This is a genomic window from Holophagales bacterium (genome assembly GCA_016699405.1).
GTDB lineage: Bacteria > Acidobacteriota > Thermoanaerobaculia > Multivoradales > JAGPDF01 > JAAYLR01.
This window is the reverse complement of sequence record CP064972.1, coordinates 772,821-795,693: the sequence shown is the minus strand read 5'-3', so window position 1 is coordinate 795,693 and position 22,873 is coordinate 772,821. Positions and strand designations below refer to the sequence as shown.

The window sequence follows — 22,873 nt, the reverse complement described above, 5'->3', positions numbered from 1 at the left end:
CTTGGCCCCCGCCCTTCCCACGCAATCATCGTCTGCGCTCGAGCCCACCCACCGCCGGCTCTTTGCTCTCGGCGCCGCGGGTGCGGCGGTCTTCGCCCTCGGACTGCTGGCGGCTGCGGTGCGCCTTCCCGAGTGGCGCGGCGTGGGACTCGCGGCGGCGTCGACCTACACGGAACGGGTGCTCTCGGTCTTGCCCGAGGCCGGGTTGACCCGGTCGGACGCGCCTCCCAAGGTTTCGCTCGCCAGCCAGGTCGAGGCGCCCGGCGAGAGCCCGATGGATCGGCGCGACGCGGCGTACCGCGAGCTCGGCACGCCGGAGGCGGCGGACTGGCTCGCGGCACAGGGACGCGGGCCGTACGTCGTGGTTCGCGTCGACGCGTCCCGTGCCGGGGCCGCGCCGGCCGGCGCCCAAGGGCTGCTGCGCGTCGTCTTGGCGCGTGATGCCACCCCCGTGGCCGCGAGCTGGATTCCGCGCGACGCGCTTCGTTCCGCCACCGGTCCGGGGGAGTTGGCGACGATCGGGCGCTCGCTCGCCGCCCTGCTTTCGGGAAGCTCGCCCGGTGCGGACGAGCGCGGGTTCGATCGTCTCGGTTCGCAGTTCGGCGTGCGTGCCGTTCGCGGGACGACGCATCCGCCCGAGACCGTCTTCTGGATGAGCCTGGGCGCCAACGGCGTGGTGTTGTCGCACCGTCGACCGGGGGCGACCGACAAGGTCATCGCCCGGCTCGAAGAGTCCTCGGTGCTCGACATGGTGATGCCGGAGCTGGCTCGACTGCTGAGCCAGCTGGCGCTCTGCCTGGTCGTCGGCGGTTCGCTGTTTCGTCTCGTCCACCAGCGGCGACTCGGCATGGTGAACGCCCTGTTGCTCGGCACCCTGACGGTGCTCTTCGCGCTGCCCTGGGCGCTCGCCGAGGTGGAAGGTGCGCTCGACCTGATCAGCCAGCTCCTGGGAACCGTTCTGGGGGCCGCTGCTCTCGCCGCCCTCTGGGCGGTGGCCGAGTCGTGGACGCGTCTCTCGGTGCCAGGGTTTACCACCAGCCTCGACACACTGCGGCTCGGTCGACTCGGGCCGCGCGCCGGGCGAGCGCTGCTCGCCGGGGCGGCGTGCGGCGCTACCTTCGCCGGCCTCTGGCTCGCTGCCGCAGCCCTCGCCGCCACGGTACCCGCCCTGGCACCGGCCGGGTCGAGCTCTCCGTTGCCGGTCTTCGGGGCCACCCGCGGGCCGCTCCACTCCGGGCTCCTCTGGGCCGGCGTCGTGTTGCTCCTGCTCGGGTTCGCCGAGCGGCTCGCCCCGCGCCGGGCGCGCAGCCTGGCGGTGACGGCGGGGGCGGTCGGTGCCAGTGCGCTCTTGCTCGCCCCCTTCGTGCCGGTGCGCCCGTTGCCGGCGGCGCTCGCCGTCGCCGTGGCTCTCGCCGCGCTGCTCACCGCCGCCTATCGCCGGTTCGGGCTCGCCGCGCTGCTGGTCGCCGCGGCGATGGGGTTCCTCCTGCCGTCTGCGGCAGCGGCCTGGTGGTATCGACCCTGGTCGCCGGGTGCGCTCGTGGCGAGCGTGGCGCTGGCCGCGGCGCCGCTGGTCGCCGGGGCGGTCGGTCTGGCCCGCCCGGCCCGCGACGAGCGCGGCGCCGGCCCCGTCTCGGCGTTCGTGCGCCAGCTCGAGCAGGAGCACCGGCTGCGCCACGAGATGGACCTGCTCACCCGCATGCAGCTCGGCCTCCTGCCGGCATCGCCGCCCCCGCTGCGCGGTTGGCGCATCGCCGCACGGTCGCTGCTCGCTTCCGAGGCCGGGGGCGACCTCTACGACTTCGTCACCGACGCCGACGGCTCGTTCTGGCTGGCCGCGGGCGACGTGGCCGGTCACGGCTACTCCTGCGCCATCACCGGCGCGATGACCAAGGCCGGTCTCGCGGCGCTGATCGAGCCCGGGCGCGGCCCCGCCGAGGTTCTCGAACGGCTCGACCGCGTGCTACGGCGCGCCGCGAGCAACGGCCCGCGCGCCTTCACCAGTCTTTGCCTGGCCCGCCTCGACCCGGCGACCGGCGAGCTTCGACTCGCCAACGCCGGCCACCCGTTCCCCTTCCTCCTCGGTGCAGACCGCAGCGTCCGAGAGCTTGTTCTGCCCGGCCTGCCGCTCGGCCAGGGGCCGGAGAAGCGACGCGACGAAATGGTCGTGACGATTCCGCCGGGCGGCGCGTTGGTCGTCGCCTCCGACGGTCTGTTCGAAGGCGTCGACGCCGACGACGAGGCCTACGGCTTCGAGCGCGCCGGTGCGGCGATCGCCGCGGCGGCATGGCGGGCCGATCCCGGCTCGCTGCTCGAAGCGCTCCTCGCCGACTGGCGCCAGCACGTCGGCGACGCCCCGCTCGCCGACGACACGACGCTGGTCGTCTTGCGCCGCGAGCTCGACGTCGACTGAGCGGACCGCCAGGCCGCCGGCCGGCGACCTGGCGCGACACGCTCCCCGGCCTCCGCGGCGCGGCGGCTCCCCGCGTCCGTGGCTAGTGGCGGTCGCGGTGATGTCGCCCGCGCCCAGACTCGTCGTGAGCTCCGGACCGCCGGTCGCGAGAGCCGTCGCGGGAGCGACCGCGAGAGTCGTCCCGGTAGTGGTCGCGGGAGTCGTCACGGTAGCGATCGCGGGAGTCGTCGCGGTAGCGGTCGCGTGAGCGATCGCGATCGCTCTCGCGCCGACCGCGGTCCCACCGGTGATCCCAGTGGTGGTCGCGGTCGTATCCGCGATGGCTGCGGAATTCGTCGGAGCGGTAGTAGATGTTGTTCCGCGGGTAGTAGCCGCCGACGCCGGAGAAGAGCCGAGCGTCGCAGTAGACGTGGGGCCGGTAGACCACGACGCCGTCGACGAGGACGGGGAAGCTGTAGACATCGTGGTAGTGGCGATGCGGGCCGTAGTACTCCTGCCCGTCGAAGTACACCTCGAGATCACCGCGCGTGGCGACCTCGAGGAAGAGCGGAATCGGATCGAGAACCCGCGCCAGGTCGTGGATCCCGCCGAGGACATCGAGCAGATGGCCGCGCACCTGCCGGTGGACCTCACGCGGCGACGGCGGACCGGCGCTCGCCGGAGCGGCAGCGAAGAACGTCCCAGCGACGAGCAGCGCCGCGGTCGCGAACGACGTCGGGAGCGAACGGAGTCGGAGTGGTGAGTGCATGGGCAACCTCCTGGCGGGCTAGATTGCGAGCCTCGTGCCAGAGGTCCGGACTCAAGCCAACTCGTTGAAAACATGGGGTGTGCGCGATGGCTCCCGGCGAGGCCGCGCCGACGGCGTCCTCGCGAGAGGACGGTCGAGCCCCGGGGCGGCTCCATCGCGCTTCGCTCCGTCAGGGAATCGCGCCGCGCCGGCTGCGCCCAAGGACCTGGTGCCCTTGGGATCTGTCCTATCGCCGAGCGTCGACGACCAGGGTCGGACGAGGCGAGTCTTCGATCCGCCAAGCGCAGCCGAGCTGTCGGCAGAAGGCGTCAAGAACGTCGTGCACCGCGGTGTCTTCGAGTTCGACGACCAAGGTCCGCTCCTCCAGACCTTGGTCGAGCCGCACTTCCACCGCGAGGATGCGAACGAACGACGCGAAGACGTCCTTCGCCGTGGCGCCGGCGAGCGACACGGAGATCCGCTCATTCAGCCTCTCGGGCAGGCCCTTGGTCGCCTTGCGCGGTGGGGTGGGAAGCGCCGAAAGGGAGACCGTCGCCGGCGACCCGGCCAGTCGCTCCCAGCGGCAATCGACGGTGTCGCAAACGGCATCGAGCACGACGCGCAGCCGAACTCGGTTGACACAGAGGCTGATCGGCCGAGTCGCCAGCTCGCCGGAGTTGCCCCCCTCGATTCGCAGCGACACGCCGAACACCGAGAGCGACTCGGCGAGGTGGGCGAGAGGAACCGCATCGAGGTCGAACGAAATCCGACGGTCGAGCAACTCGCCGTCGGCCGCTGTTGCCGGCGGTGCGCCTTCCTCACCGGCTCGAGCCCATCCAGTGAGCGGAACGAGAAGTGACAGAGCCAAGAGGACGCGAGCAATTCGACGGTTCATTGGAGCTCTCCCATGAGAAGAAAGGGGCCCTGCCGGAGCTTTCGCCGATTGCCGGGTTGAACGAGGAGCAGCGAGCCGTCGCTGCGCTCGATCGCCAGGAGAGGTGCATTCCCGGCGACCCGAGCCAACACCGTCTCGAGCCGCGGCTCGGGAGTGCTGAGCTCGAAGGGAATCAGCCCGAGTCCCGCAGCGACGGCCAGAGCCAGAACCGCGGCACCAGTCGCCGAAACGACCCAGCGTGGAACCTGCTGTCGCCAGGGCGGACCTGGTGCCGTTTCGAGAGCCCGCAGACGAAGGCGCACGAGCTCGTCTTCCGCGGGGGACAGTGCGTCGCGCAACGCGCCATCGAGAGGGTGCTCTGGTGGTTTCATCGCGATTCTCCTGTCGGCTGGACCCCGAGCAGCCGCCGCAGACGCGAGCGCGCCCGGTGGAGCCGCATCCTGATGGCCGAGCGACTGCGCCCGAGCAGGGCGGCGGTCGAGGCCTCGTCGAGCTCGCCGGCCGCCACGAGCAGCAGGATCTCGCGGTCGCCGGTGGAGAGCTGCGCCAGAGCCCGCCGCACCCGTGCGAGCTCGAGGGTCGCTCCGACCTCGGCTTCGACGCCGCGCGGTGCCGCGGGCTCGCGGGTCGTGTCCAAAGGGTGAAGAAGAAGCCGTCGCCAGCGGGCGCGCAGGAGCCGGCGGCGCAATACGGCAAAGGCGAACGCCTCGGCGCTCTCGGGCGGTCCGTGCCGGCGCCACCGGCCGACGAGTGCGACGAGCGCCTCCTGTGCGGCGTCCTCGGCCAGGTCTCGCTCCCCACCAAGCCCGAAGGCGACGCGAAACAATCGGGGGGCAAGCGCGCTCACGGTTTCCTCCAGATCCACATGGGGAAAGTACCCTGGGACCGATTTCGGTCACACCCCGAAGGGGAATCCGGGGCGCCGCGGGCCGCGTGTTACGCTCCCGCCCTTGTCCGACCGCTCGGTCGGGCGCCTCCAGGAGCCCGCCGCCACGCTCGTTCGGCTCCAGGGGTCCGTTCCGGGGCTCCCCGCCGCGCCTCGCTCCGCTCACTGCCATTCGCGAGAAAGACCGATCCGTCATGCACCCCCCGTCGCGCATCCGCAACTTTTCGATCGTCGCCCACATCGACCACGGCAAGTCGACGCTCGCCGACCGGCTGCTCGAGCGGACGGGAGCGCTCTCGCAGCGCGAGATGCAGGCGCAGGTGCTCGACGACATGGATCTCGAGCGCGAGCGCGGCATCACGATCAAGGCGCGGGCGGTCCGGCTCGCCTACCGGGCGCAGGACGGCGAGGACTACGTCTTCAACCTGATCGACACGCCCGGGCACGTCGACTTCAGCTACGAGGTCTCGCGCTCGCTTGCCGCCTGCGAAGGGGCGCTCCTGGTGGTCGACGCGGCGCAGGGGGTGCAGGCGCAGACGCTGGCCAACGCCTACCTGGCGGTCAACGGCGGCCTCGCGCTGCTGCCCGTGATCAACAAGATCGACGTCGCGGCGGCCGACCCCGAGCGGGCGCGCGAGCAGATCGAGCAGGTCATCGGGATCGACGCCTCGCGCGCCGTGCTCGCCTCGGCCAAGGCCGGGCTCGGCATCGACGAGCTGCTGGAACGGATCGTCTCCGACATCCCCGCACCGTCGGGCGACCCGGAGGCCCCCCTCAAGGCGCTGCTCTTCGACTCCTGGTACGACGTCTACCGCGGTGTGGTCTGCCTGCTGCGCGTCGTCGACGGGACGATCCGGCGCGGCGACAAGGTGCGCTTCGTCGCCACCGGCGGCGTCTTCGCCGTCGAGGAGCTCGGCACCTTCCATCCGAAGGCGCGCCAGGTCCAGGAGCTCTCGGTGGGCGAGGTCGGCTACCTCTTCGCCAACGTCAAGGACCTCGCCCAGGCGCGCATCGGCGACACCGTCACCCATCCCGACCGGCCGACGACCAGTCCCTTCCCCGGCTTCCAGGAAGCCAAGCCGATGGTCTTCGCCGGCCTCTACCCGGTCGTCTCCGACGACTACGAAGACCTGCGCGACGCGGTCGAGAAGCTGCGCCTCAACGACGCCTCGTTCAGCTTCGAGCCGGAGTCGTCGAGCGCCCTCGGCTTCGGGTTCCGCTGCGGCTTCCTCGGCCTGCTGCACATGGAGATCATCCAGGAGCGGCTCGAACGCGAGTTCAACCTCTCGCTGATCACCACGGCCCCCGGCGTGCGCTACCGCGTGCTCACCACCGCCGGCGAGACGGTCGAGATCGCCAGCCCGGCGCAGCTGCCGCCGCCCGGGCGCATCGATCACATCGAAGAGCCGTACATCCGCGCGACGATCGTCACCCGCACCGAGTACGTGGGCGGCATCCTGGCCCTCTCGCAAGAGCGGCGCGGCGTGCAACGGAGCCTGCAGTACCTGTCGACCGACTCGGTGCTGATCGAGTACGACTTCCCGCTCGCCGAGGTGGTGCACGACTTCTACGACAAGCTCAAGTCGGTCTCGCGCGGCTACGCCAGCTTCGACTACGAGCTCGCCGACTTCCGCGAAGGGGAGATCGAGAAGCTCGACGTGCTGGTCAACGGCGAGCCGGTCGACGCCCTCTCGCTGATGATCCACCGCAGCAAGGCGTATCCGAAGGGCAAGGCGCTGGTCGAGAAGATGAAAGAGCTCATCCCCCGCCAGCTCTTCGAGGTCGTCCTGCAGGCCGCCATCGGCGCCCGCATCATCGCCCGCACCAGCGTCCGGCCGTTGCGCAAGGACGTCACCGCGAAGTGCTACGGCGGCGACATCAGCCGCAAGCGCAAGCTCCTCGAGAAGCAGAAAGAGGGCAAGAAGCGCATGAAGTCGGTCGGCAACGTCGACATCCCCCAGGAGGCCTTCCTGGCGGTGCTCCAGGTCGAGGACTGAAACGAGGCCGCCTCAGGAGGGAGCCGGCTCGCCGGCGCCGACGGCCTTCTTTCGCGTCGGCCGCGGCCGCCGTACCCGCTTGATGACCTCCACTCCGCGCACGCAGCCGACGGGGTAGATCACGTAACCGTTCTGACCCGAGACGTCGTGGTCGACGGTCGTCGTGGTGACCAGGCAGTAGACGCCGTGGCTCTCCTGGAAGCCCCAGAAGAGGCCGTAGGAGGTCCGCCGGGCGAGCGACGCGAGGGCCGGGTTGCCGAGCGGGTCCTCGGCGATGTCGACCCACTCGACGCGCAACAGATCGCCGCGCAGGAGCTCGAGCTCCTGCAGGACGCGGTCGATCGGGGGCGACGATTCCATCCCCAATAGTCTAGGACAACCCACCGAAGGGGTCGGGCCGGCGGGTCGGAGCCCCCTCGGGTCGGGCCTGGGTTATCGTCCAGGGCGAGGACGACGATTGACGATGGACGAACTCTTGTTGGGTCCGCTCCTTCACGGCCTGGAAGCGGCCGTGGCGCGAGGAGGTGCGTCGAACCCGAGCGCCGAGGTGGAGCGCGAGCTGCGTGCCTTGGCTGCGGCGGGGGCCCTCGCCCTGCCGGAACGGCTGATGCGCCCCGGCGAGACGAGCTACGCCCGCCATCTCGTCCACCTCGACCCGGTGGGACGCTTCTCGGCGCTGGCGATGGTCTGGGGCCCCGGGCAGGGGACGCCGCTCCACGACCATGACGGCCTCTGGGGGGTCGAGATCGTCGTCGCCGGGGAGATCGAAGCGGAGATGTACCGGCACTGCGGGACGGACCTCGACGGGGCGGAGCGCTTCGAGCGCCTGAGCGTCGACCGTGGTGGCCCCGGTGCGACCGGGACGCTCGCCCCGCCGCTCGAGTACCACACGATGCGCAATCCGAGCGCCAGCGAGAAGACGGTGACTCTCCACGTCTACGGCGGCGAGCTCACGCGCTGCCGGGTCTTCCATCCGCTCGGCGACGGTCGGTATCGCGCCGAACCCCGGCGGCTCGCGCTCAGCGAATAGGCTGCGGCCGGATCACGAGGGCATCGCGATCGAGTCGTGGCGTCTGGCCCGCCACGCGTCGACGCTCCACGGCCCCGCCCCGGCGGCCGAGAAGTAGAGCCAGACGAAACAGTAGAGCGCCGCTGCGACACCGCCGTTGGCCGCCGGCCAGAAGCCCTGCGGAGCGTGGAACTGGAAGTAGGCCACCGCCATCATCCCGGAGAGCACGAAGGCGACCGGGCGGGTGAAGAGTCCGATCGCCAGCAGTGCACCGCCGAAGACCTCGAGCACGCCGCCGAACCAGATCTGGGACGGGAAGTGCGCGGTGCCACCATCGGGCGGCATGCCCATCGGGTAGGCGAAGAGCTTCATCGTTCCCGGGACGATGAAGATGACCGCCGCAGCGATGCGCAGCAGCGCGAGAAGGTACGGGGACCAGCTGGCCCAGCGGGTCAGCGGAGGGCTCGTCATCGGCAGGCTCCTCGGGCGTGAGGCCCGGTCGGGATGCGTCTCGTGGCAATCTAGCCGCCCGGGCGAGGATTGCCAAGGGGAGGCGCATGCACGCGCGATCCGCTGTCCCGCCACCGACCGTCTCGCCGCATCCCCATTTGGCGAGTGCCGTGCCTCCGGACGACTGGCCCGGCACCGAAAGGAGATCCATGCGACGTTCGCTGTCCGTCCTCCTCGTTCTCTCGGCCCAGCTGGGCAACGTGGTCCGATGCCAGGCCGCGGCGCCGAAGCGGCCCTCCGAGGCTCCCGCCCTCCGCGAGGAAGCCGGACCGGTCGAGATCCTGAGGCTGCTCTACGGCAACTACGACTCCGCCAGACACGCCGCTATCGCCGAGCCGGGCGAGCCGGGCGAGCCGGCGGGCCCGGGCCGTTCCGCCGACGAGGCCACCCTACCGGTGATTGCCACCGTCGAAGGGCTCTATCGCTATCCGCCAGCGACCCCGGATCACCTGTTGGCGATCGTCGCCGAGAATCCGGAAGGCGCCGACAGCCACGGACAGTCGCCGGGGATCGCCGGCGCGCTCTTCGAGAAGGTGCCTGGCGGCTGGCACCTGCGAGCTCGGAACCCGAGCATCACCGAGATGGGCTCGTACGGTGCCGCCCCCGAAGGGACGTTGGTCCAGCTCGGGCCGTCGCGCTGGGGCGTGCGCTACGAACCGGGCTTCACCAACATGGGCGAGTCGACCGTCGGTCTCACGCTCCTCGCGCCGGTCGGCGAGTCGATCGTCGAGGTCCTGGCCCTTGGCGAGCTCGAGAGCGAAAACAGCGGCGGCTGCGACGAAGCAGAGAAGAACTGCTACGAGTTCAAGTCCCAGGTGACCTTCGAGCGCGGGGGCAACCCGGACTGGTTCGACGTCGTCGTCGTGACCTCGGGGAGCCGCCTCAACGACGAGATGACCGTCGAGACGTTCCGCGAAACCCACCGTTACACCTTCTCGGGTTCGGTCTATCAAGAGGCGGCGTCGGCCGCCGCGCGTCGCTGACGACTTTCGGGGTGCGACCACGGTGCGACTGTGGGAGGCTCGACAGCGTGGAGCCGAGCCCCGGCGAGATCGATCCGGAACGCGTCGCGCGGGCCGCGGCGGCGGTTCGAGCGGCACGCGCCCTGGTGATCACCGCCGGAGCCGGCATGGGCGTCGACTCCGGACTCCCCGACTTCCGCGGTGACGCCGGCTTCTGGAAGGCCTATCCGCTCTACGAGCGGCTGGGCCTCTCCTTCGTCGATGCCGCCGACCCGATCCACTTTGTCCGCGACCCGTCGTTCGGCTGGGGCTTCTACGGTCACCGCCTGGAGCTCTACCGCCGCACGGTGCCGCACGCCGGATTCCAGGTCCTGCGGCGCTGGGTCGCGCGCTTCGGGCTCGACGTCTTCGTCGTCACGTCGAACGTCGACGGCCAGTTCCAGCGGGCTGGGTTCGGCGAGGAGTCGATCGAGGAGATCCATGGCTCGATCCACCACCTCCAGTGCGCCTCCGGATGCAGCGCCAGGATCTGGCGGCAGGAGGGGAACGTCGAGGTCGATCCGGCGACGATGCGCGCGACGAGCCTGCCGCACTGTCCGCGCTGCGGTGGTCTCGCCCGACCCAACATCCTGATGTTCAACGACTGGGGCTGGATCGCCGACCGCAGCCGCGAGCAACGCCGGCGTCGCGAGGCCTTCCTCGTCTCCTGCCGCGCTCTGCCGCTGGTCGTCGTCGAGCTCGGGGCCGGCACGGCGATTCCGTCGATTCGCCGGTTCTCCGAGCAACTCGGCAGCCGATCCGGCACGACCGTCGTGCGGATCAACCCGCGCGAGCCGGAGATCGGCGGGGGGCACCTGTCGCTCGTCTGCGGGGCGCTCGCCGGTCTCGCGGCGCTCGACGCGGCGCTCGTCTGAGCGCTTGGCGGAACGTGCAAGGCGACCGCCATCGAGGAGAGAATGGCGCCCGAGGAGGAGATCATGGAGCTCGCCGAAATCGATCGCAGCGTGGTGGTGGTCATCGACCTGCAGGGCAAGTTGGTCGAGCAGGTCCATCGGCCCGAGCTGGTCCAGGCCGCGACCTGCCGGCTGATGAAGATCGCCGACCTCTTCGGCGTGCCGGTCGCGCTGACCGAGCAGTATCCGCGCGGCCTCGGGGCGACGCGGCCGGAGATCCTCGAGGTGTTCGATGCCCTCGGTGTCGCCCGGCGGCGCTTCGAGAAGGTCGCCTTCGGCTGCTTCGCCGAACCCGGCTTCGCCGAGTTGCTCGCCGAGCTGCGGCCCGGTGTCCCTCCCGGACGGATGCAGCTCGTCGTCGCCGGGATCGAAGCGCACGTCTGCGTCATGCAGACGGTCCTTGCCGGTCGGGCGGCCGGCTACGGCGTCCAGGTCTGCTGGGAGGCGGTCAGCGGCCGCGGGGTCGAGCATCGGCAGTGGGCGCTCGAGCGGATGCGACAGGCCGGGGCGCAGATCACCAGTCTCGAATCGGTCGCCTTCGAGTGGGCACGCGACAAGAACCACCCGAGCTTCAAGGCGCTCTCCGCGCTGCTCAAGGAAGGACAGCTCGGCGGCTAGCGCGAGGCTTCCGGCCGGCGGCGGGCGGCGCCGGCGCGAGTGCCCTCTGGTGGGTGGTCAGTCGTCGGACCAGCGGAAGCGCAGGCGGGCGATCAGCAGGAAGAGCGCGGTATAGCCGAGCAGCACGGCGCAGGCGGGAAGGGCGCCGGTGACGAGATCGGCGCCGCGCCAGACGACGGCGTCGAGACCGTCGATCGCCCAGCGGGTCGGCAGGGCGAGAGTGACCGACTGCATCCACGCGGGGAAGACGAAGGCCGGCACCCAGCCGCCACCGAGCATCACGAGCAGCAGGACGGCAAGGATCGAGAGGCCGCGGGTCGTGCCCGGGGTCTGTCCCAGCGCGGCGAGCAGCAGCCCGAACGACGAGGCCATCAGCGCCGAGGCCACGAGCAGCAGCAGGAATCCGGGAACGCTCCCCACGACCCGCACGCCGAGGACCGCGATCCCGAAAGCGAAGGTCGTGCCGATGGAGATCAGTCCGATCAGCGCTCCCGCCGCCGTCTTGCCGGCGAGCAGTGTCGTGCGCGACAGCGGTGCGGCCCGCAGCCGCTTCCATAGCCCGCCCTGACGCTCGACGAGGAAGGCGATGCCGAAGTCGAGGGCGACGAAGAGCAGGAACTGGATTCCCATGCCGGCGAAAGAGTGCGCGTAGCTGTTGTAGGTCGCCCCCCGCCGCGCCGTGACCGCCTCCTCGCGCAAGGTGAACGGGACGGCGGAGCCGGGTCCGCGGGGAGCGCCCGAAACGCCGGAAGGTTGGCCCGGTCCGGCGCTCGACGACTGCCAGCGCGTCACGTCGCGCAGCAGCTGCTTCAACGCCTCGCGCTCCGGGCTGGCCGGTGCGCGGTCTGCTTCGAGCGCACGCAGACTCTCCGCGAGGACGTCGTGGCCCGTGCTGCCGGCGAACGACTCGCGCGACGCCTCGCGATAGATCTTCTCGGCGAGGAGGCCGCGCACCAGGCCGGCCTCGGTGCTGCGCGACGGATCGACGAGCAGGCGGACCTCCGGGGCCGCCGCGGTTCCGAAGAAGCCGCGCACCGCGTCGACGCCGAAGCCCGGAGGGAGGAAGACAGCGGCGACCGCCTTGCCGCGGCGCACCTCCTCCCGCGCCGGATCGGCCTCGGCCGTCGTCACCGCGAGCAGCGGGTCGCCGGCGAGGCCGGCGATGACCGCTCGCGAGACGGCGCTCCGGTCGGCATCGACCACGCGAACCGGGATCTTGGTGGCCTCCTGCTGCCCCCCGCCGGAGAAGAGAAAACCGAAAAACCAGGCGAGCAGGATCGGCGTGACGACGCCGACCACGACCGAGCGACGGTCGGAGAGGAAGAGCTTCAGCTCCTTGCGGACGATGGCGGCGATCTGTCTCATGGCTCGTCCCGCAGGGCATGACCGGTGAGGTGGAGGAAGACCGCTTCGAGGCGCGGGCCGCCGTCGGGTGTCCCGTCGATTCCGCTCACATCGAGACCGCGCGAGGAGAGCAGCGCCAATGCCGCGCGCGCCTCGGCGTCGAGCTCCGGACGATCGTCGTTCGGCAGCAGAGCGCCGAGCTCCGCGGCGGTCCCCTCGGCGATCACCCGTCCGTGGTCGACGATGACGATCCGGTCGCAGAGCCGGTCGGCCTCCTCCATGTAGTGGGTGGTGTAGAGGATCGCCTTCCCGGCATCGCGCAGCGCCTCGAGGCTCTCGAAGATCGCGTTGCGGCTCTGCGGATCGACGCCGACCGTCGGCTCGTCGAGCAGCAGGACCTCGGGGTCGTGAAGCAGTCCGACCGCGAGGTTGAGGCGGCGCTTCATCCCGCCGCTGAAGACCTTCACACGGTCGCGCCGGCGCTCGAGCAGTCCGGTGAGTCGCAGCACCTCGTCGCTGCGGGTCGCGAGCGACGATCCGGACATCCGCTGGAGCGCTCCGAAGAAACGCAGGTTGTCCTCCGCCGAGAGCTCCTCGTAGAGCGCGAGCTCCTGGGGCACGAGGCCGAGGCGCGCCTTGGCCGGATCGGTGTCGCGAGCGAGGAGGGCTCCGCCGAGACGTACCTCGCCGGCGTCGGGGGTGAGCAGGCCGGAGATCATCGACACGGTCGTCGTCTTGCCCGCGCCGTTCGGTCCGAGCAGGCCGAGGATCGACCCACGCGCGATGCGGAAGGAGATCGCCTCGACCGCGAGGACGCCGCCGTAGGACTTGCGGAGGGCGGTGACCTCGAGAGCAGGGACGGAGACCGTGGTGTCGGTCTTCGTGGCTTCGTTCATCGGGTGGCCAGCCGTTCGGCCTGCGCCGCGATCGTCAGGTAGCCGCGCGCGCGAGCGTCGCGCGCGAGCGTCGAGATCGCCGGATCGTCGCGCGGCCCGAGCTCGGCCAGGGCGAAGCGTGCCTCGAGCTCGAGGCTGGCCAATCCGATCTGGCGCGCTTCGGCGAGCGCCGTGGTGAGCGCGGCGCGGTCCCGTTCGCGATTGCCGCCGCCGGCGCGCGCGGCGGCGATCCGCGCGCCGAGTTGCACGGCAGGGCTCTGGGTCGAAGCGGCGAGGCCGACCGCCTCCTCGCCGAGCGAGCGGGCGGCCGCGGTGGCGCCGCGCCCGGCGGCGGCGCGACAGAGCACCGTCCGGGTCTGGACGCGCAGCTCCGGCAACGGTTCGTCGTCGAGTCCGGCGAGGAGCTCGCGCCCGGCGCTCTCGGCGACATCGAAGGCCCCGCGATCGAGCGCGACGCGGGCGAGCGCCAACCGGCTCTGCAGACTCGCCACGCGCTCGCCGATCTCCTGGCGCAGGGCGAGGGCGGCGCGATGGTGAGCTTCGGCCTCGTCGAAGCGCGCCGCGAGCGCGGCGAGCTCGCCCTGGCCGGCGAGCGCCTGGGCCTCGGCGCTCTTGTTGCCGATCTCGCGCGCCATCGTCAGCGCGGCGGCGAATCCCTCGGCGGCGCGCCCGAGCTCGCCCTGGTCGATCGCCACCTGGGCGAGCGCCGAGAGCGAACCGACCTGCCCGATCTTCTGTCCGATCTCCCGCTGCAGCGCCAGCGACTCCTCGAGCCGGCGCTGCGCCTCGGCGAGCTGTCCCTCGCGTCGCAGCACTGCGCCGAGGCTGGCGAGCGACGCGCCGGTCCCGGCCTGATCGCCGATCTCGCGCCGCGCGGCGAGCGCCTGCTCGAGACGTTGCCGGGCCCCGGCGAGATCGCCCTCTTCGGAGAGCAGGGTGCCGAGGTTGTGGGAGGCGTAGGCGGTGCCGGCGCGGTCGCCGGTCTCGAGCGAGATCGCCACCACCTCCTCGTAGAGCCGACGCGCCGTGGCGCGATCGCCCGAGGCGCGACCGATCACCGCGATGTTGTTCAGGGCGCGTGCCACGCCGCTCTGGTCGCCCACCTCGCGGAAGGTGGCGAGGGCGCGCTCGTTGTCGGCGCGGGCGCCTTCCAGGTCGCCCTGGTCGTAGCGCACGCCGGCGAGCGCGGTCAGCGCGGCGGCGGCGCCGCTGCGATCGCCGACGTCGCCGAAGATGCGCCCCGCCTCCTCGCAGGCCTGGCGGGCGCGGGCCGGGTCGCCGAGATTCCGCGCCGCCCAGGCCTCGCTCACCCGGGCCTCCGCGACGAGCCGCTTGGCCCCCTGGGCGGTCGCACCCTCGGCGGCCCTCGCGGCGCTGGCGAGCTGGGTCTTGAAGTCCGAGAGGCTGCCGGCGGCCGCGGCGGCCGCGAGGTCGATCCGCGGGTCGGCGCCGAGCGGCGCCGGGAGGCGGCGCAGCGCGCCGAGCGTGGCGAGCGCCTGTTCGCCGGCGCCACCGGCGGTCTGCATCGCCGCGAGCCGCAGCCCGTAGTCGAGGCCGTCCGGGTAGGCCTGCCAGAGCGCGCCGTAGATCTCGGCAGCCCGCCGGAAATCGTGCTGCATCTCGCGATAGCGCGCCTCGACGAGCAGCCGTTCGTCGCGCGGCAGGCGGGCGGCGAGCTCGTGGGCGCGCTCGGCCTCGCGCTGGGCGCGTTGCTCGTAGCCGAGCGCGGACCAGGCGGTGGCGAGCGACGAACGGGCGAGGGCGAACGAGGGGTCGAGCGCCACCGCCTGCTCGAAACGCTCGCGGGCTTCTTGCGGCTCGAAGGCACGCAGCCGGTCGAGACCCTCGACGTAGAGCCGCACCGCCTCGGGGTTGGCCGGCAGCGCCGCTTCGAGCGCCTCGCCCTCGGCCTTCGACAGCTCGCCGGCGCCGAGCGCCTCGCGTGCCCGCCCGCCGATGCGGCTCACCAGGTCGAAGAGCTGGGCACTGCTGCCGCTCTCGGCGAGCGAGGCGAGCTGGCGCCCGGTCGCCGCGTCCCGCAGCCGCAGGTCGAGTCGCAGGCCGTCGCTGCCCGGAACGATCGTGTAGGCCCCGCTGATCAGCACGTCGACACCGAGGCGGCCGCGCAGCCGGGAGAGCTCGGCAGGCTCGAGCTCGACGGCCTCGGCCAGCTTGAGCTCACGGCGTGCGCGCGCCACCTGGTCGCCCGAAATCGTCCGCAGGGCGCCGCCGCCGGCGATCTCGGTGGTCAGCATCTCGCTTAGCGCGGTCGAGAGCCAGGCGGCTTCACCCTCGCCAGAGAGGTTGCGGGAGCCGAGCACGGCGACGGCGCGTCGCGCCGTCGCGCCGGGGTCGGGCAGATCGCCGTGTCGCAGGTTGCGAATCCGCCAGAGGGCGCTCCCCACGGCCACCACGAGGGCGATGCCAACGGCGATGGCGATCCAGCGCATCCGCCGGTCGCGCGCCGAAAGGGTGGGAGGAGCGGTGACCGGGGGAGGTGTCACCCGGGGAGGAGGCGACAGCTCACCCTCCTCGGACGAGAGCGTGTCGACCAGGTCGCTGGCGGCGGCGAAGCGGTCTTCCGGCCGACGGGCCAGGCAACGCAGGACGAGGCTCTCCCAGCGGGCCTCGAGGTCGGCGACCCGCTCGCGCGGCGACGGCGCCGGCTCGGTCAGCCGTTTGACCGCCGTGGCGATGGCGGTCTCGCCCTGGAAGGGGAGCTCGCCGGTGAGCATCTCGAAAATCACCACGCCCAGCGCATAGAGGTCGACCGCCGGGGTGATCGCTCCGCCTTCGAGCTGCTCGGGCGCCATGTACGCCGGCGTGCCGACCACCACGCCGCTGGTCATCGTCGCGGCGAACGCCTCCTCGTCGCGGGCGCCGCGCGCCACGCCGAAGTCCGTCACCACGACGCGCGGCGCGCCGTCGCCGCGTTCGGGCGCCGGGACGAGGAAGACGTTCTCGCTCTTGAAGTCGCGGTGGATGATCCCGGCCGCGTGCGCGGCACCGAGCGCTTCGGCCATCTGTCGCACCAACGGGCGTGCCGTCTCGACGCTCATCCGCCCCTCACGCCGCAGGCGCGCGGCGAGGGTCTCGCCCTCGAGGAGCTCCATCGTCAGGAAGACGACGGGCCCGCCGGGCGAGAGGTCGTCGAAGCCGACGTCGAAGATGCGACAGACGTTCGGGTGGGTGACGCGCCGGGCGAGGTGGATCTCGCGCTTGAAGCGCTCGACGGCGGTGGCGTCGCCGGCGCTCTTCGGGTGGATCGTCTTGAGCGCCAGTCGGTCGCGCAGCTCGAGGTCCTCGGCCTCGTAGACCTCACCCATGCCGCCGCGCGCGATGAAGCGGACGATCCGATAGCGACCGCCGACGAGCTGTCCCGGTGCGAAGACCGGGCCGGCCGGAGCCGTCGCGGCGGTGCCGCCGGTCGTCGGGAGGCGCAGCGCCGAGTCGGGGCTGCGCTCGAGCCCGGTCGGCGTCGCCAGGGTCATCGCACCCGGCCCGGCGGTGGGCCAGGAGAGGGGACGCTCCGGAGTCTCGCCGATCGCCCTGGACCCAGGTGTGCCGGGCCCCGGCGCGGCGGTCTGCGGCCCGGAGTCGATGGCGGCCGCGCCGGAAGTCGGCGCCGGCGGCTTTGCCGCGACCGGCGAGGCGCGCCGCGTGTAGCGGGCGCCGCAGCCCGGGCAGATCACCGACGCTCCCCCGGCCGCGGCGACCTCGGGCGGGATCTGGATGACGGCGCCGCAGCGGCGGCAGTCGAGCTTCATGACCGGGAGTCTCTCGTGAACCTGCGGGCATTCTTCGGCAAGCGGGCGGGAGACGCAACCGCAAACCGCCGAGTGTCGCGGCGGCGGCGCCCGAGGAGCGGGCGGAACCCACCCGCCGGAGCGGCGTCGGATCCGGCGGACTGATGGAAGATAGGCCTCCGGTTCGCGCCGGCCGCCCGACCCGCGGCCCCCGAGAGGAGACCCTCATGCCCGAGTTCCGCTACGCCGACCCCTTTCCCCACGCGCATCACGACGAGACGCACTATCGGCTGCTGAGCCGCGACCACGTCTCGACGGTGAAGCTCGGGCGCACCGACGTCCTGAGGGTCGACCCTGCCGCGCTGACGCTGCTGGCCCGCGAGGGCTTTCGCGAGATCGCCTTCTTCTATCGCGAGCGCCATCTCCGGCAAGTGGCGGCGATCCTCGACGATCCGGATGCGTCGGCCAACGACCGCGGCGTGGCGCTTGCGCTGCTGCGCAACGCGGCGATCGCCGCTGAGGGGAAGCTGCCGATGTGCCAGGACACCGGCACGGCGACGATCGTCGGCAAGAAGGGCGAGCGGGTGATGACCGGGGGTGGCGACGCCGAGCACCTGGCAAGGGGCGTGTACGAGACCTACACCACCCAGAACCTGCGCTACTCGCAGACCCTCGCCCTCAGCATGTACGAGGAGAAGAACTCGGGCACCAACCTGCCGGCGCAGATCGATCTCTACGCCGTCGACGGCGAGAGCTACGAGTTCCTGTTCGTCGCCAAGGGCGGCGGCTCGGCCAACAAGACGATGCTCTTCCAGGAGACCAAGGCGCTCCTCAACCCGGCGAGCCTCGAGAAGTTCATGGCCGAGAAGATGCGTTCGCTCGGCACTGCGGCCTGCCCGCCGTACCACCTCGTCTTCGTCATCGGCGGAACCTCGGCCGAGGCCTGCCTGAAGACGGTCAAGCTCGCCTCGACCGGCTACTACGACGACCTGCCGACGCAAGGCAACGATCTCGGCCAGGCGTTCCGCGACCTCGAGCTCGAAGCGAGGGCGCTCGAGATGGCGCACGCGACCGGCATCGGTGCGCAGTTCGGCGGCAAGTACTTCGCGCTCGACGTCAAAGTCATCCGCCTGCCGCGCCACGGTGCCTCTTGCCCGGTGGGGATGGGTGTCTCCTGTTCGGCCGACCGCAACGTCAAGGCGCGCATCGATCGTCACGGAATCTGGATCGAAGAGCTCGAGCACGACCCGGCGCGATTCATCCCGGAGAAGTTCCAGAAGGGCACCCACCGCCACGGCGTCGCCGTCGACCTCGAGCGCCCGATGCCGGAGATCCTCGCCGAGCTCTCGCGCCACCCGGTGTCGACGCCGCTCCTGCTCACCGGGCCGATCGTCGTCGCGCGCGACATCGCCCACGCCAAGCTCAAGGAGCGCCTCGACCGCGGTGAGGAGCTGCCGGACTATTTCAAGAACCATCCGGTCTACTACGCCGGCCCGGCGAAGACGCCGGACGGGATGCCGTCCGGCTCGTTCGGGCCGACGACCGCAGGGCGCATGGACTCCTACGTCGACCTCTTCCAGTCGCACGGCGCCTCCCTGGTGATGATCGCCAAGGGCAACCGCAGCAAGCAGGTCACCGACGCCTGCGCCAAGCACGGCGGCTTCTACCTCGGATCGATCGGCGGCCCGGCGGCGCTACTCGCCCACGAGTCGATCAAGAAGGTCGAGCTGCTCGAGTACTCCGAGCTCGGCATGGAGGCGATCTACCGGATCGAGGTGAAGAACTTCCCCGCCTTCGTCCTCGTCGACGACAAGGGGAACGACTTCTTCCAGAAGGTGTCGCTGCCGGTGGTGTCGGGATAGGGGCAAGGGCGAGGAGCGCGCGCCCTCCTCGGTCGGTCGCCAGGGTCGCGAGGTGAGGCTGGAAGGTGACGCGCCGACGCATAGACTCCCGTCCATGAGCGATCGTTACGCGAACCAAGTCATCGTCCTCACCGGCGCGTCGGCCGGGATCGGGCGTGCGCTGGCGTTGGAGTTGGCCGGCGAGCGGCCGCGGCTGGTGCTCGCGGCGCGGGATGCGGGGCGGCTGGAGGAGGTCGCGGCGGCCTGTCGGGAGCGCGGCGCCGAGGCGCTGGTGGTGCCGACGGACGTCACCGACGAGGCGGCCTGTCGGGACCTGGTCGCGCGGACGGTGGAGGCCTTCGGCGCGATCGATGCGCTGGTGCTCAACGCCGGCGTGTCGATGTGGGCGCGCTTCGAGGAGATCACCGACCTGTCGATCTTCGAGCGGTTGATGCGCGTCAACTACCACGCCTGCGTCTGGCTCACCGCCGCGGCGCTCCCGCACCTGCGGCGGAGTCGCGGTCAGTTCGTCGTCGTGGCGAGCCTCGCCGGTCTCGCCGGGGTGCCGACCCACACGGCCTACGCCGCTTCCAAGCACGCGCTCATCGGCTTCTTCGACTCGCTGCGCGCCGAGCTCGCGGGGAGCGGTGTCGCAGTGACGATCGTCGCGCCGGACTTCGTCCTCTCCGAGATCCACCGCCGTGCGCTCGGTCCCGACGGCCGGGCGCTCGGCAAGAGTCCTCTCGAAGAGGGCCGGATCATGACCGCCGAGCGCTGTGCCCGGGCGATCCACCGCGCCATGGCGCGCCGCCAGCGCCTGGCGATCCTCTCGCTGCGCGGGCGGGTCGGGCGGTGGGTGCGGCTCGTCGCCCCGGAGCTGATCGACTGGATCGCCCGGCGCGCCATCGCCCGCGGTCGCTGACCCCCGGTCGCCCGCCGCTCGCCCGACCGCGGACCGCCGATTCGATCGGCGGCGTTCCCCTTTTCGGCGCCTTTTCGTTTCTCCAGGTGAGGAGAGCCACCATGTCCCGACGATTCCTGTGCTCGCTCGTCCCCCTGGCCCTGGCCCTGCTGCTTCACGCGCTGCCGATCGGCGCGAGCGAGCCGCCCGGGCAGGAAAAGTACGCTGGCTTCGACATCGCCAAGCTGGCGGAGGCGACGGCGCAGCTCACCACCTTGCGGACGCAGCACGGAGAGAAGGAAGGTGCCGCGGCGTTCGCCGACTGGCTGCGCCGTCAGGGCTTGAGCCGCGCCGGCTACGACCAGGCCTTCGCCGCCTGGTGGGAGCGCTTCCGCGCCGACCCGACCGGCCAGCTCGAGGCCCGGTTCCACCGCATCAACTCCGAGTGGACGCAGCAGCTCAACTTCGCCGACGCCCCCGACCGCCGGCAGGAGACGCGCGAGGGGGTGACCCTCGACACCTACGCGCGCATCGCCGTCGAGCTCACCCGCCTGCCGGGAGCGAAGCTCGAGGACGTCCTGCGGCGTCACGGCGTCAAGGACGCGGGGCAGTGGCAGAAGGTCAACGAAGCGTGGGGCAAGGCGATGAAGGACGACACGTCGTTCGCCCTCGTGCAGCAGTATGCAGCGCTCTACCAGAAGTACGCGGGGCCTCAGTTCGTCGCCGAGCAGGACGCGACGACCGCCAACATCCTCGCCGCCAACGGGCGCCGGGCGGACACGGCGCCGTCGCCCCGTCCGGTCCCCGAGACGCTCGACGAGGTGGCGACCCGGATGCTCGCCGCGTCGGGGCGCGACCGGCTGAATGCGGCTCGCGAGTACGCGCACGCCTGCGATCTCTGGTCTGGGCCGGCGCGGCGCGATCCGCACGATCCCCGGGCGTCGCGCTGCGCCCAGCCGAGGCTCGAGCGGGACCTGCGGCCGGTGATCCTCGAAGGTCTCGAACGGGCCGACGACGAGACGATCGGCTACGCGGTCCACGTCGCCGGGTACCTCGGTGAGCTCGAGATCGAGGACGCGAGCGGCAAGTTGACCGTGGAGCGGGTGCTGCGCCGGGCCGAAGAGCGCCTGGCACAGCTCGAGGCCTCGTTCGCGCCGATCCGCGACAAGGCGGTTCCCGAGCGGATGCCGCTGCGCGCCAAGATCGACGAGTACACGGCGGCGGTACGCGACCTGCGAGCGCTGCTCGCGGGCTGGTAGGGGGACAGCGCAAGCGACTTGCGGATCGCCAAGGCGGGACGAGCGCCAGATCTGGCGGTAGCATCGCTCCCGTGGCCCATCGGGCGAGGGCGGGTCGGCGGGAGAGAGGGACGCAGCGGCTCGCGGACCCTCGAGCGGAGCAACGCCCGAGCGGCCGATCCGGCCCCCTGGCCCGCGTCGGGGAGGGGCGCTGGGCGATCGCCGCGGCGGCGGTGCCGCTCCTCTTCTATTGGCAGACGACGCGCTTCGGCTTCCTTCTCGACGACTACGTCCTCTTCCAGCGGAGCGCCTCGCTCAGCGATCTCACGAGCCTCGGACGCGGTTTCCTCACGGACGTCGGCGCGCTGCGCAAGGGCGCGGAGGCGGTGCTCGGCAGCTACTATCGGCCGCTCTTCCTGGCGCTCTCGACGCTCTACTACCAGCTTGCGGGCGGCGGAACGTTCGCCTGGCATCTGGCGGCGGTTCTCCTCGCGGCGGCGATCGGAAGGCTCGCCTGGGCCCTGTTGCGCCGGGTCGGGCTCTCGCCGGAGCATTCGCTGCTGGGCTCGCTGCTCTTCTCGCTGCATCCCTCGCACGTCAGCTCGGTCGCCTGGGCTTCGGGGATCCAAGAGCTTCTGGCGACGCTCTTCGTGTTCCTGGCGCTGCTGGCGCTCGTCACGCGGCCGACGGTGCAAGACGACCGCCGTGCCCTGATCCTGGCCAGCGTCGCCTTCGCCGCCGCGCTCCTGTCGAAAGAGGTGGCGATCGGACTCCTGCCGCTCGTCGGCATCTGGGCCTGGCTCCGCCGCGGCGTTGGCCCCGGCGATGCGACGGCGGACGAAGCCCGCCGCTTCGCGCGCGCTGGGGTGCTCTTCGCCGGAGTCGTCGGGCTCTACCTGGGCTTGCGGGTCCATGCGCTCGGGGCATTGGCGAATCCCTGGCCGCACGCCCCCGGCCTGGCTGCGTCGCTGCCGTCGGTTCCTCTGGCGCTCCTGGTCTACCTGCGGCTGCTGCTCTGGCCGTTCGGATTCTCGATCTTCCGTCCCGAGCGGCCGGTCTGGCAGTGGCACGATCCCGCGGTCTGGTGGGCGACGCTGGTGCTCGTCGGGCTCACGGCCCTCGTGGCCGTGGCGTGGCGCCGCCGTCGCGGCCTCGTTCTGCCCGTCGCCTGGTTCGCCGTCTGGCTGCTGCCGGTGCTGAACTTCTGGACTCTCGACCCGCAGTGGATGGTCTCGGACCGCTACCTCTTCCTGCCCTCCCTCGCTTTGCCCTGGTTGCTCGCCGAGCTCGTGCCGGCGCGCCGGCTGTCCGCGGTGCTGGGCGCGGCGGTGCTCGTCTGCGCGGCGTTCTCCTGGCGCTACACGGCGATCTTCGCCGACGAGCGGACGTTCGTGGCCGCCATGGAGCGGGCCGAGCCGACGAGCCCGCTCATCTACGCCGAGAAGGCGCGCCAGCAGACCGGCGCGGGGGACCTCGCGGGAGCCGAAGTGGCGCTGCGCCGAGCCGTCGCGCTCGATCCCCGCTCCGCGCGGAATCTGCGGGCGCTGGGCGATCTCGAGCTCGAGCGCGGCGACCTGGCTTCCGCCGAGGGGCACTATCGAGTGGCGCTCGGCGAAGAGCCGAAAGCGAGCCGGACGTTCAAGCACCTTGCCATGGCGCACGCACGTGCGGGCTCGCCCGAAGAGGCCCTCCGGGTGCTCGAGGAGTCGGCGCGGCGCTGGCCGGAAGACGGCCAGGTCGAGCTGATGCGAGCGATTCTCCTGTTCGTGCGGGGGGATCGCGCGGGGGCGGAGAGCGCCTACGCGCGCGCGGTGAGCCTGCGACCGGACGATGAGGACCTCGCCGGAGGTCTCGAGGCCGCGAGCGCGCGGATGGCGCCCCTGCTCTCGGCGCCATCCGCAAGACCGGCCGCGACGCCGGCGCGTCGCTGAAGGGGT

19 protein-coding genes are annotated in these 22,873 nt (G+C 71.7%); 10 read left to right on the top strand and 9 right to left on the bottom strand.

The window, feature by feature from the left end:
- The first annotated feature begins 1 nt into the window (after nucleotide 1).
- Nucleotides 2–2,413: a SpoIIE family protein phosphatase gene (locus IPJ17_03320; protein QQR74636.1), complete on the top strand. Its 2,412-nt coding sequence runs from the start codon at nucleotides 2–4 to the stop codon at nucleotides 2,411–2,413.
- Between the two features lie 82 nt (nucleotides 2,414–2,495).
- Here the strand turns inward: IPJ17_03320 and IPJ17_03315 are convergent, their stop codons facing one another.
- The 4 genes from IPJ17_03315 to IPJ17_03300 form a co-directional block, all read right to left on the bottom strand.
- Entirely contained in the window at nucleotides 2,496–3,161 is a 666-nt protein-coding gene (locus tag IPJ17_03315; protein ID QQR74635.1) for a hypothetical protein, read from the bottom strand.
- Nucleotides 3,162–3,387: 226 nt separating this feature from the next.
- Nucleotides 3,388–4,035 carry a hypothetical protein gene (locus tag IPJ17_03310; GenBank protein QQR74634.1) on the bottom strand — a complete coding sequence of 216 codons (648 nt, stop codon included), beginning with the start codon at nucleotides 4,033–4,035 and terminating at the stop codon, nucleotides 3,388–3,390.
- Nucleotides 4,032–4,406 (bottom strand): hypothetical protein, encoded by a 375-nt coding sequence (locus IPJ17_03305; protein ID QQR74633.1) that lies wholly within the window; start codon nucleotides 4,404–4,406, stop codon nucleotides 4,032–4,034. Before IPJ17_03305 ends, IPJ17_03310 begins: the two co-directional genes overlap by 4 nt.
- Entirely contained in the window at nucleotides 4,403–4,882 is a 480-nt protein-coding gene (locus tag IPJ17_03300) for a sigma-70 family RNA polymerase sigma factor (protein QQR74632.1), read from the bottom strand. The genes IPJ17_03305 and IPJ17_03300 overlap by 4 nt, the downstream gene beginning before the upstream one ends.
- Nucleotides 4,883–5,115: 233 nt before the next feature.
- Between IPJ17_03300 and lepA the strand changes: the two genes are divergently transcribed.
- Nucleotides 5,116–6,918: an elongation factor 4 gene (lepA, locus tag IPJ17_03295; protein QQR74631.1), complete on the top strand. Its 1,803-nt coding sequence runs from the start codon at nucleotides 5,116–5,118 to the stop codon at nucleotides 6,916–6,918.
- Between the two features lie 12 nt (nucleotides 6,919–6,930).
- Here lepA and IPJ17_03290 read toward each other — a convergent pair whose 3' ends face one another.
- Entirely contained in the window at nucleotides 6,931–7,278 is a 348-nt protein-coding gene (locus IPJ17_03290; GenBank protein QQR74630.1) for a hypothetical protein, read from the bottom strand.
- A 103-nt stretch (nucleotides 7,279–7,381) separates the two neighbouring features.
- Between IPJ17_03290 and IPJ17_03285 the strand changes: the two genes are divergently transcribed.
- Nucleotides 7,382–7,948, top strand: a complete 567-nt coding sequence (locus IPJ17_03285; protein QQR74629.1) for a cysteine dioxygenase family protein — start codon at nucleotides 7,382–7,384, stop codon at nucleotides 7,946–7,948.
- A 12-nt stretch (nucleotides 7,949–7,960) separates the two neighbouring features.
- On the opposite strand, the gene IPJ17_03280 is transcribed toward IPJ17_03285, so the two are convergent.
- Nucleotides 7,961–8,398: a DoxX family protein gene (locus IPJ17_03280; protein QQR74628.1), complete on the bottom strand. Its 438-nt coding sequence runs from the start codon at nucleotides 8,396–8,398 to the stop codon at nucleotides 7,961–7,963.
- A gap of 188 nt (nucleotides 8,399–8,586) precedes the next feature.
- Here IPJ17_03280 and IPJ17_03275 point away from each other — a divergent pair, with 188 nt between their 5' ends.
- The 3 genes from IPJ17_03275 (at nucleotide 8,587) to IPJ17_03265 (ending at nucleotide 10,970) form a co-directional block, all read left to right on the top strand.
- Entirely contained in the window at nucleotides 8,587–9,420 is an 834-nt protein-coding gene (locus tag IPJ17_03275; GenBank protein QQR74627.1) for a hypothetical protein, read from the top strand.
- A 146-nt stretch (nucleotides 9,421–9,566) separates the two neighbouring features.
- A complete protein-coding gene (locus tag IPJ17_03270; GenBank protein QQR76076.1) occupies nucleotides 9,567–10,313 on the top strand; it encodes an NAD-dependent deacetylase in 747 nt (248 codons plus the stop codon).
- A gap of 42 nt (nucleotides 10,314–10,355) precedes the next feature.
- The gene (locus tag IPJ17_03265; protein QQR74626.1) at nucleotides 10,356–10,970 is read left to right on the top strand and encodes an isochorismatase family protein; all 615 of its coding nucleotides are present in this window, start codon (nucleotides 10,356–10,358) and stop codon (nucleotides 10,968–10,970) included.
- A 57-nt stretch (nucleotides 10,971–11,027) separates the two neighbouring features.
- Here the strand turns inward: IPJ17_03265 and IPJ17_03260 are convergent, their stop codons facing one another.
- The 3 genes from IPJ17_03260 to IPJ17_03250 are packed head-to-tail and all read right to left on the bottom strand — an operon-like array spanning nucleotide 11,028 to nucleotide 16,977.
- Nucleotides 11,028–12,335, bottom strand: a complete 1,308-nt coding sequence (locus IPJ17_03260) for an ABC transporter permease (GenBank protein ID QQR74625.1) — start codon at nucleotides 12,333–12,335, stop codon at nucleotides 11,028–11,030.
- Nucleotides 12,332–13,210 (bottom strand): ABC transporter ATP-binding protein, encoded by an 879-nt coding sequence (locus tag IPJ17_03255; GenBank protein ID QQR74624.1) that lies wholly within the window; start codon nucleotides 13,208–13,210, stop codon nucleotides 12,332–12,334. The genes IPJ17_03260 and IPJ17_03255 overlap by 4 nt, the downstream gene beginning before the upstream one ends.
- The gene (locus tag IPJ17_03250; GenBank protein ID QQR74623.1) at nucleotides 13,207–16,977 is read right to left on the bottom strand and encodes a tetratricopeptide repeat protein; all 3,771 of its coding nucleotides are present in this window, start codon (nucleotides 16,975–16,977) and stop codon (nucleotides 13,207–13,209) included. Before IPJ17_03250 ends, IPJ17_03255 begins: the two co-directional genes overlap by 4 nt.
- A 206-nt stretch (nucleotides 16,978–17,183) precedes the next feature.
- On the opposite strand from IPJ17_03250, the gene IPJ17_03245 reads away from it, so the two are divergent.
- The 4 genes from IPJ17_03245 (at nucleotide 17,184) to IPJ17_03230 (ending at nucleotide 22,867) form a co-directional block, all read left to right on the top strand.
- Nucleotides 17,184–18,818: a fumarate hydratase gene (locus IPJ17_03245; protein ID QQR74622.1), complete on the top strand. Its 1,635-nt coding sequence runs from the start codon at nucleotides 17,184–17,186 to the stop codon at nucleotides 18,816–18,818.
- Between the two features lie 94 nt (nucleotides 18,819–18,912).
- Complete coding sequence (locus IPJ17_03240) at nucleotides 18,913–19,719, top strand: SDR family oxidoreductase (protein ID QQR74621.1); 807 nt, start codon at nucleotides 18,913–18,915, stop codon at nucleotides 19,717–19,719.
- 101 nt (nucleotides 19,720–19,820) lie between these two features.
- Entirely contained in the window at nucleotides 19,821–20,957 is a 1,137-nt protein-coding gene (locus IPJ17_03235; protein QQR74620.1) for a hypothetical protein, read from the top strand.
- 212 nt (nucleotides 20,958–21,169) lie between these two features.
- The gene (locus tag IPJ17_03230; protein QQR74619.1) at nucleotides 21,170–22,867 is read left to right on the top strand and encodes a tetratricopeptide repeat protein; all 1,698 of its coding nucleotides are present in this window, start codon (nucleotides 21,170–21,172) and stop codon (nucleotides 22,865–22,867) included.
- Nucleotides 22,868–22,873 lie beyond the last annotated feature (6 nt).

What these genes read in the sequence shown, in the direction of transcription:
- IPJ17_03240 (QQR74621.1), top strand. Translation starts at nt 18,913, where the DNA reads ATGAGCGATCGTTACGCGAACCAAGTCATCGTCCTCACCGGCGCGTCG.
- lepA (QQR74631.1), top strand. Translation starts at nt 5,116, where the DNA reads ATGCACCCCCCGTCGCGCATCCGCAACTTTTCGATCGTCGCCCACATC.
- IPJ17_03250 (QQR74623.1), bottom strand. Translation starts at nt 16,977, where the DNA reads ATGAAGCTCGACTGCCGCCGCTGCGGCGCCGTCATCCAGATCCCGCCC.
- IPJ17_03255 (QQR74624.1), bottom strand. Translation starts at nt 13,210, where the DNA reads ATGAACGAAGCCACGAAGACCGACACCACGGTCTCCGTCCCTGCTCTC.
- IPJ17_03285 (QQR74629.1), top strand. Translation starts at nt 7,382, where the DNA reads ATGGACGAACTCTTGTTGGGTCCGCTCCTTCACGGCCTGGAAGCGGCC.
- IPJ17_03260 (QQR74625.1), bottom strand. Translation starts at nt 12,335, where the DNA reads ATGAGACAGATCGCCGCCATCGTCCGCAAGGAGCTGAAGCTCTTCCTC.
- IPJ17_03245 (QQR74622.1), top strand. Translation starts at nt 17,184, where the DNA reads ATGCCCGAGTTCCGCTACGCCGACCCCTTTCCCCACGCGCATCACGAC.
- IPJ17_03310 (QQR74634.1), bottom strand. Translation starts at nt 4,035, where the DNA reads ATGAACCGTCGAATTGCTCGCGTCCTCTTGGCTCTGTCACTTCTCGTT.
- IPJ17_03315 (QQR74635.1), bottom strand. Translation starts at nt 3,161, where the DNA reads ATGCACTCACCACTCCGACTCCGTTCGCTCCCGACGTCGTTCGCGACC.
- IPJ17_03280 (QQR74628.1), bottom strand. Translation starts at nt 8,398, where the DNA reads ATGACGAGCCCTCCGCTGACCCGCTGGGCCAGCTGGTCCCCGTACCTT.
- IPJ17_03305 (QQR74633.1), bottom strand. Translation starts at nt 4,406, where the DNA reads ATGAAACCACCAGAGCACCCTCTCGATGGCGCGTTGCGCGACGCACTG.
- IPJ17_03290 (QQR74630.1), bottom strand. Translation starts at nt 7,278, where the DNA reads ATGGAATCGTCGCCCCCGATCGACCGCGTCCTGCAGGAGCTCGAGCTC.
- IPJ17_03265 (QQR74626.1), top strand. Translation starts at nt 10,356, where the DNA reads ATGGCGCCCGAGGAGGAGATCATGGAGCTCGCCGAAATCGATCGCAGC.
- IPJ17_03270 (QQR76076.1), top strand. Translation starts at nt 9,567, where the DNA reads ATGGGCGTCGACTCCGGACTCCCCGACTTCCGCGGTGACGCCGGCTTC.
- IPJ17_03235 (QQR74620.1), top strand. Translation starts at nt 19,821, where the DNA reads ATGTCCCGACGATTCCTGTGCTCGCTCGTCCCCCTGGCCCTGGCCCTG.
- IPJ17_03275 (QQR74627.1), top strand. Translation starts at nt 8,587, where the DNA reads ATGCGACGTTCGCTGTCCGTCCTCCTCGTTCTCTCGGCCCAGCTGGGC.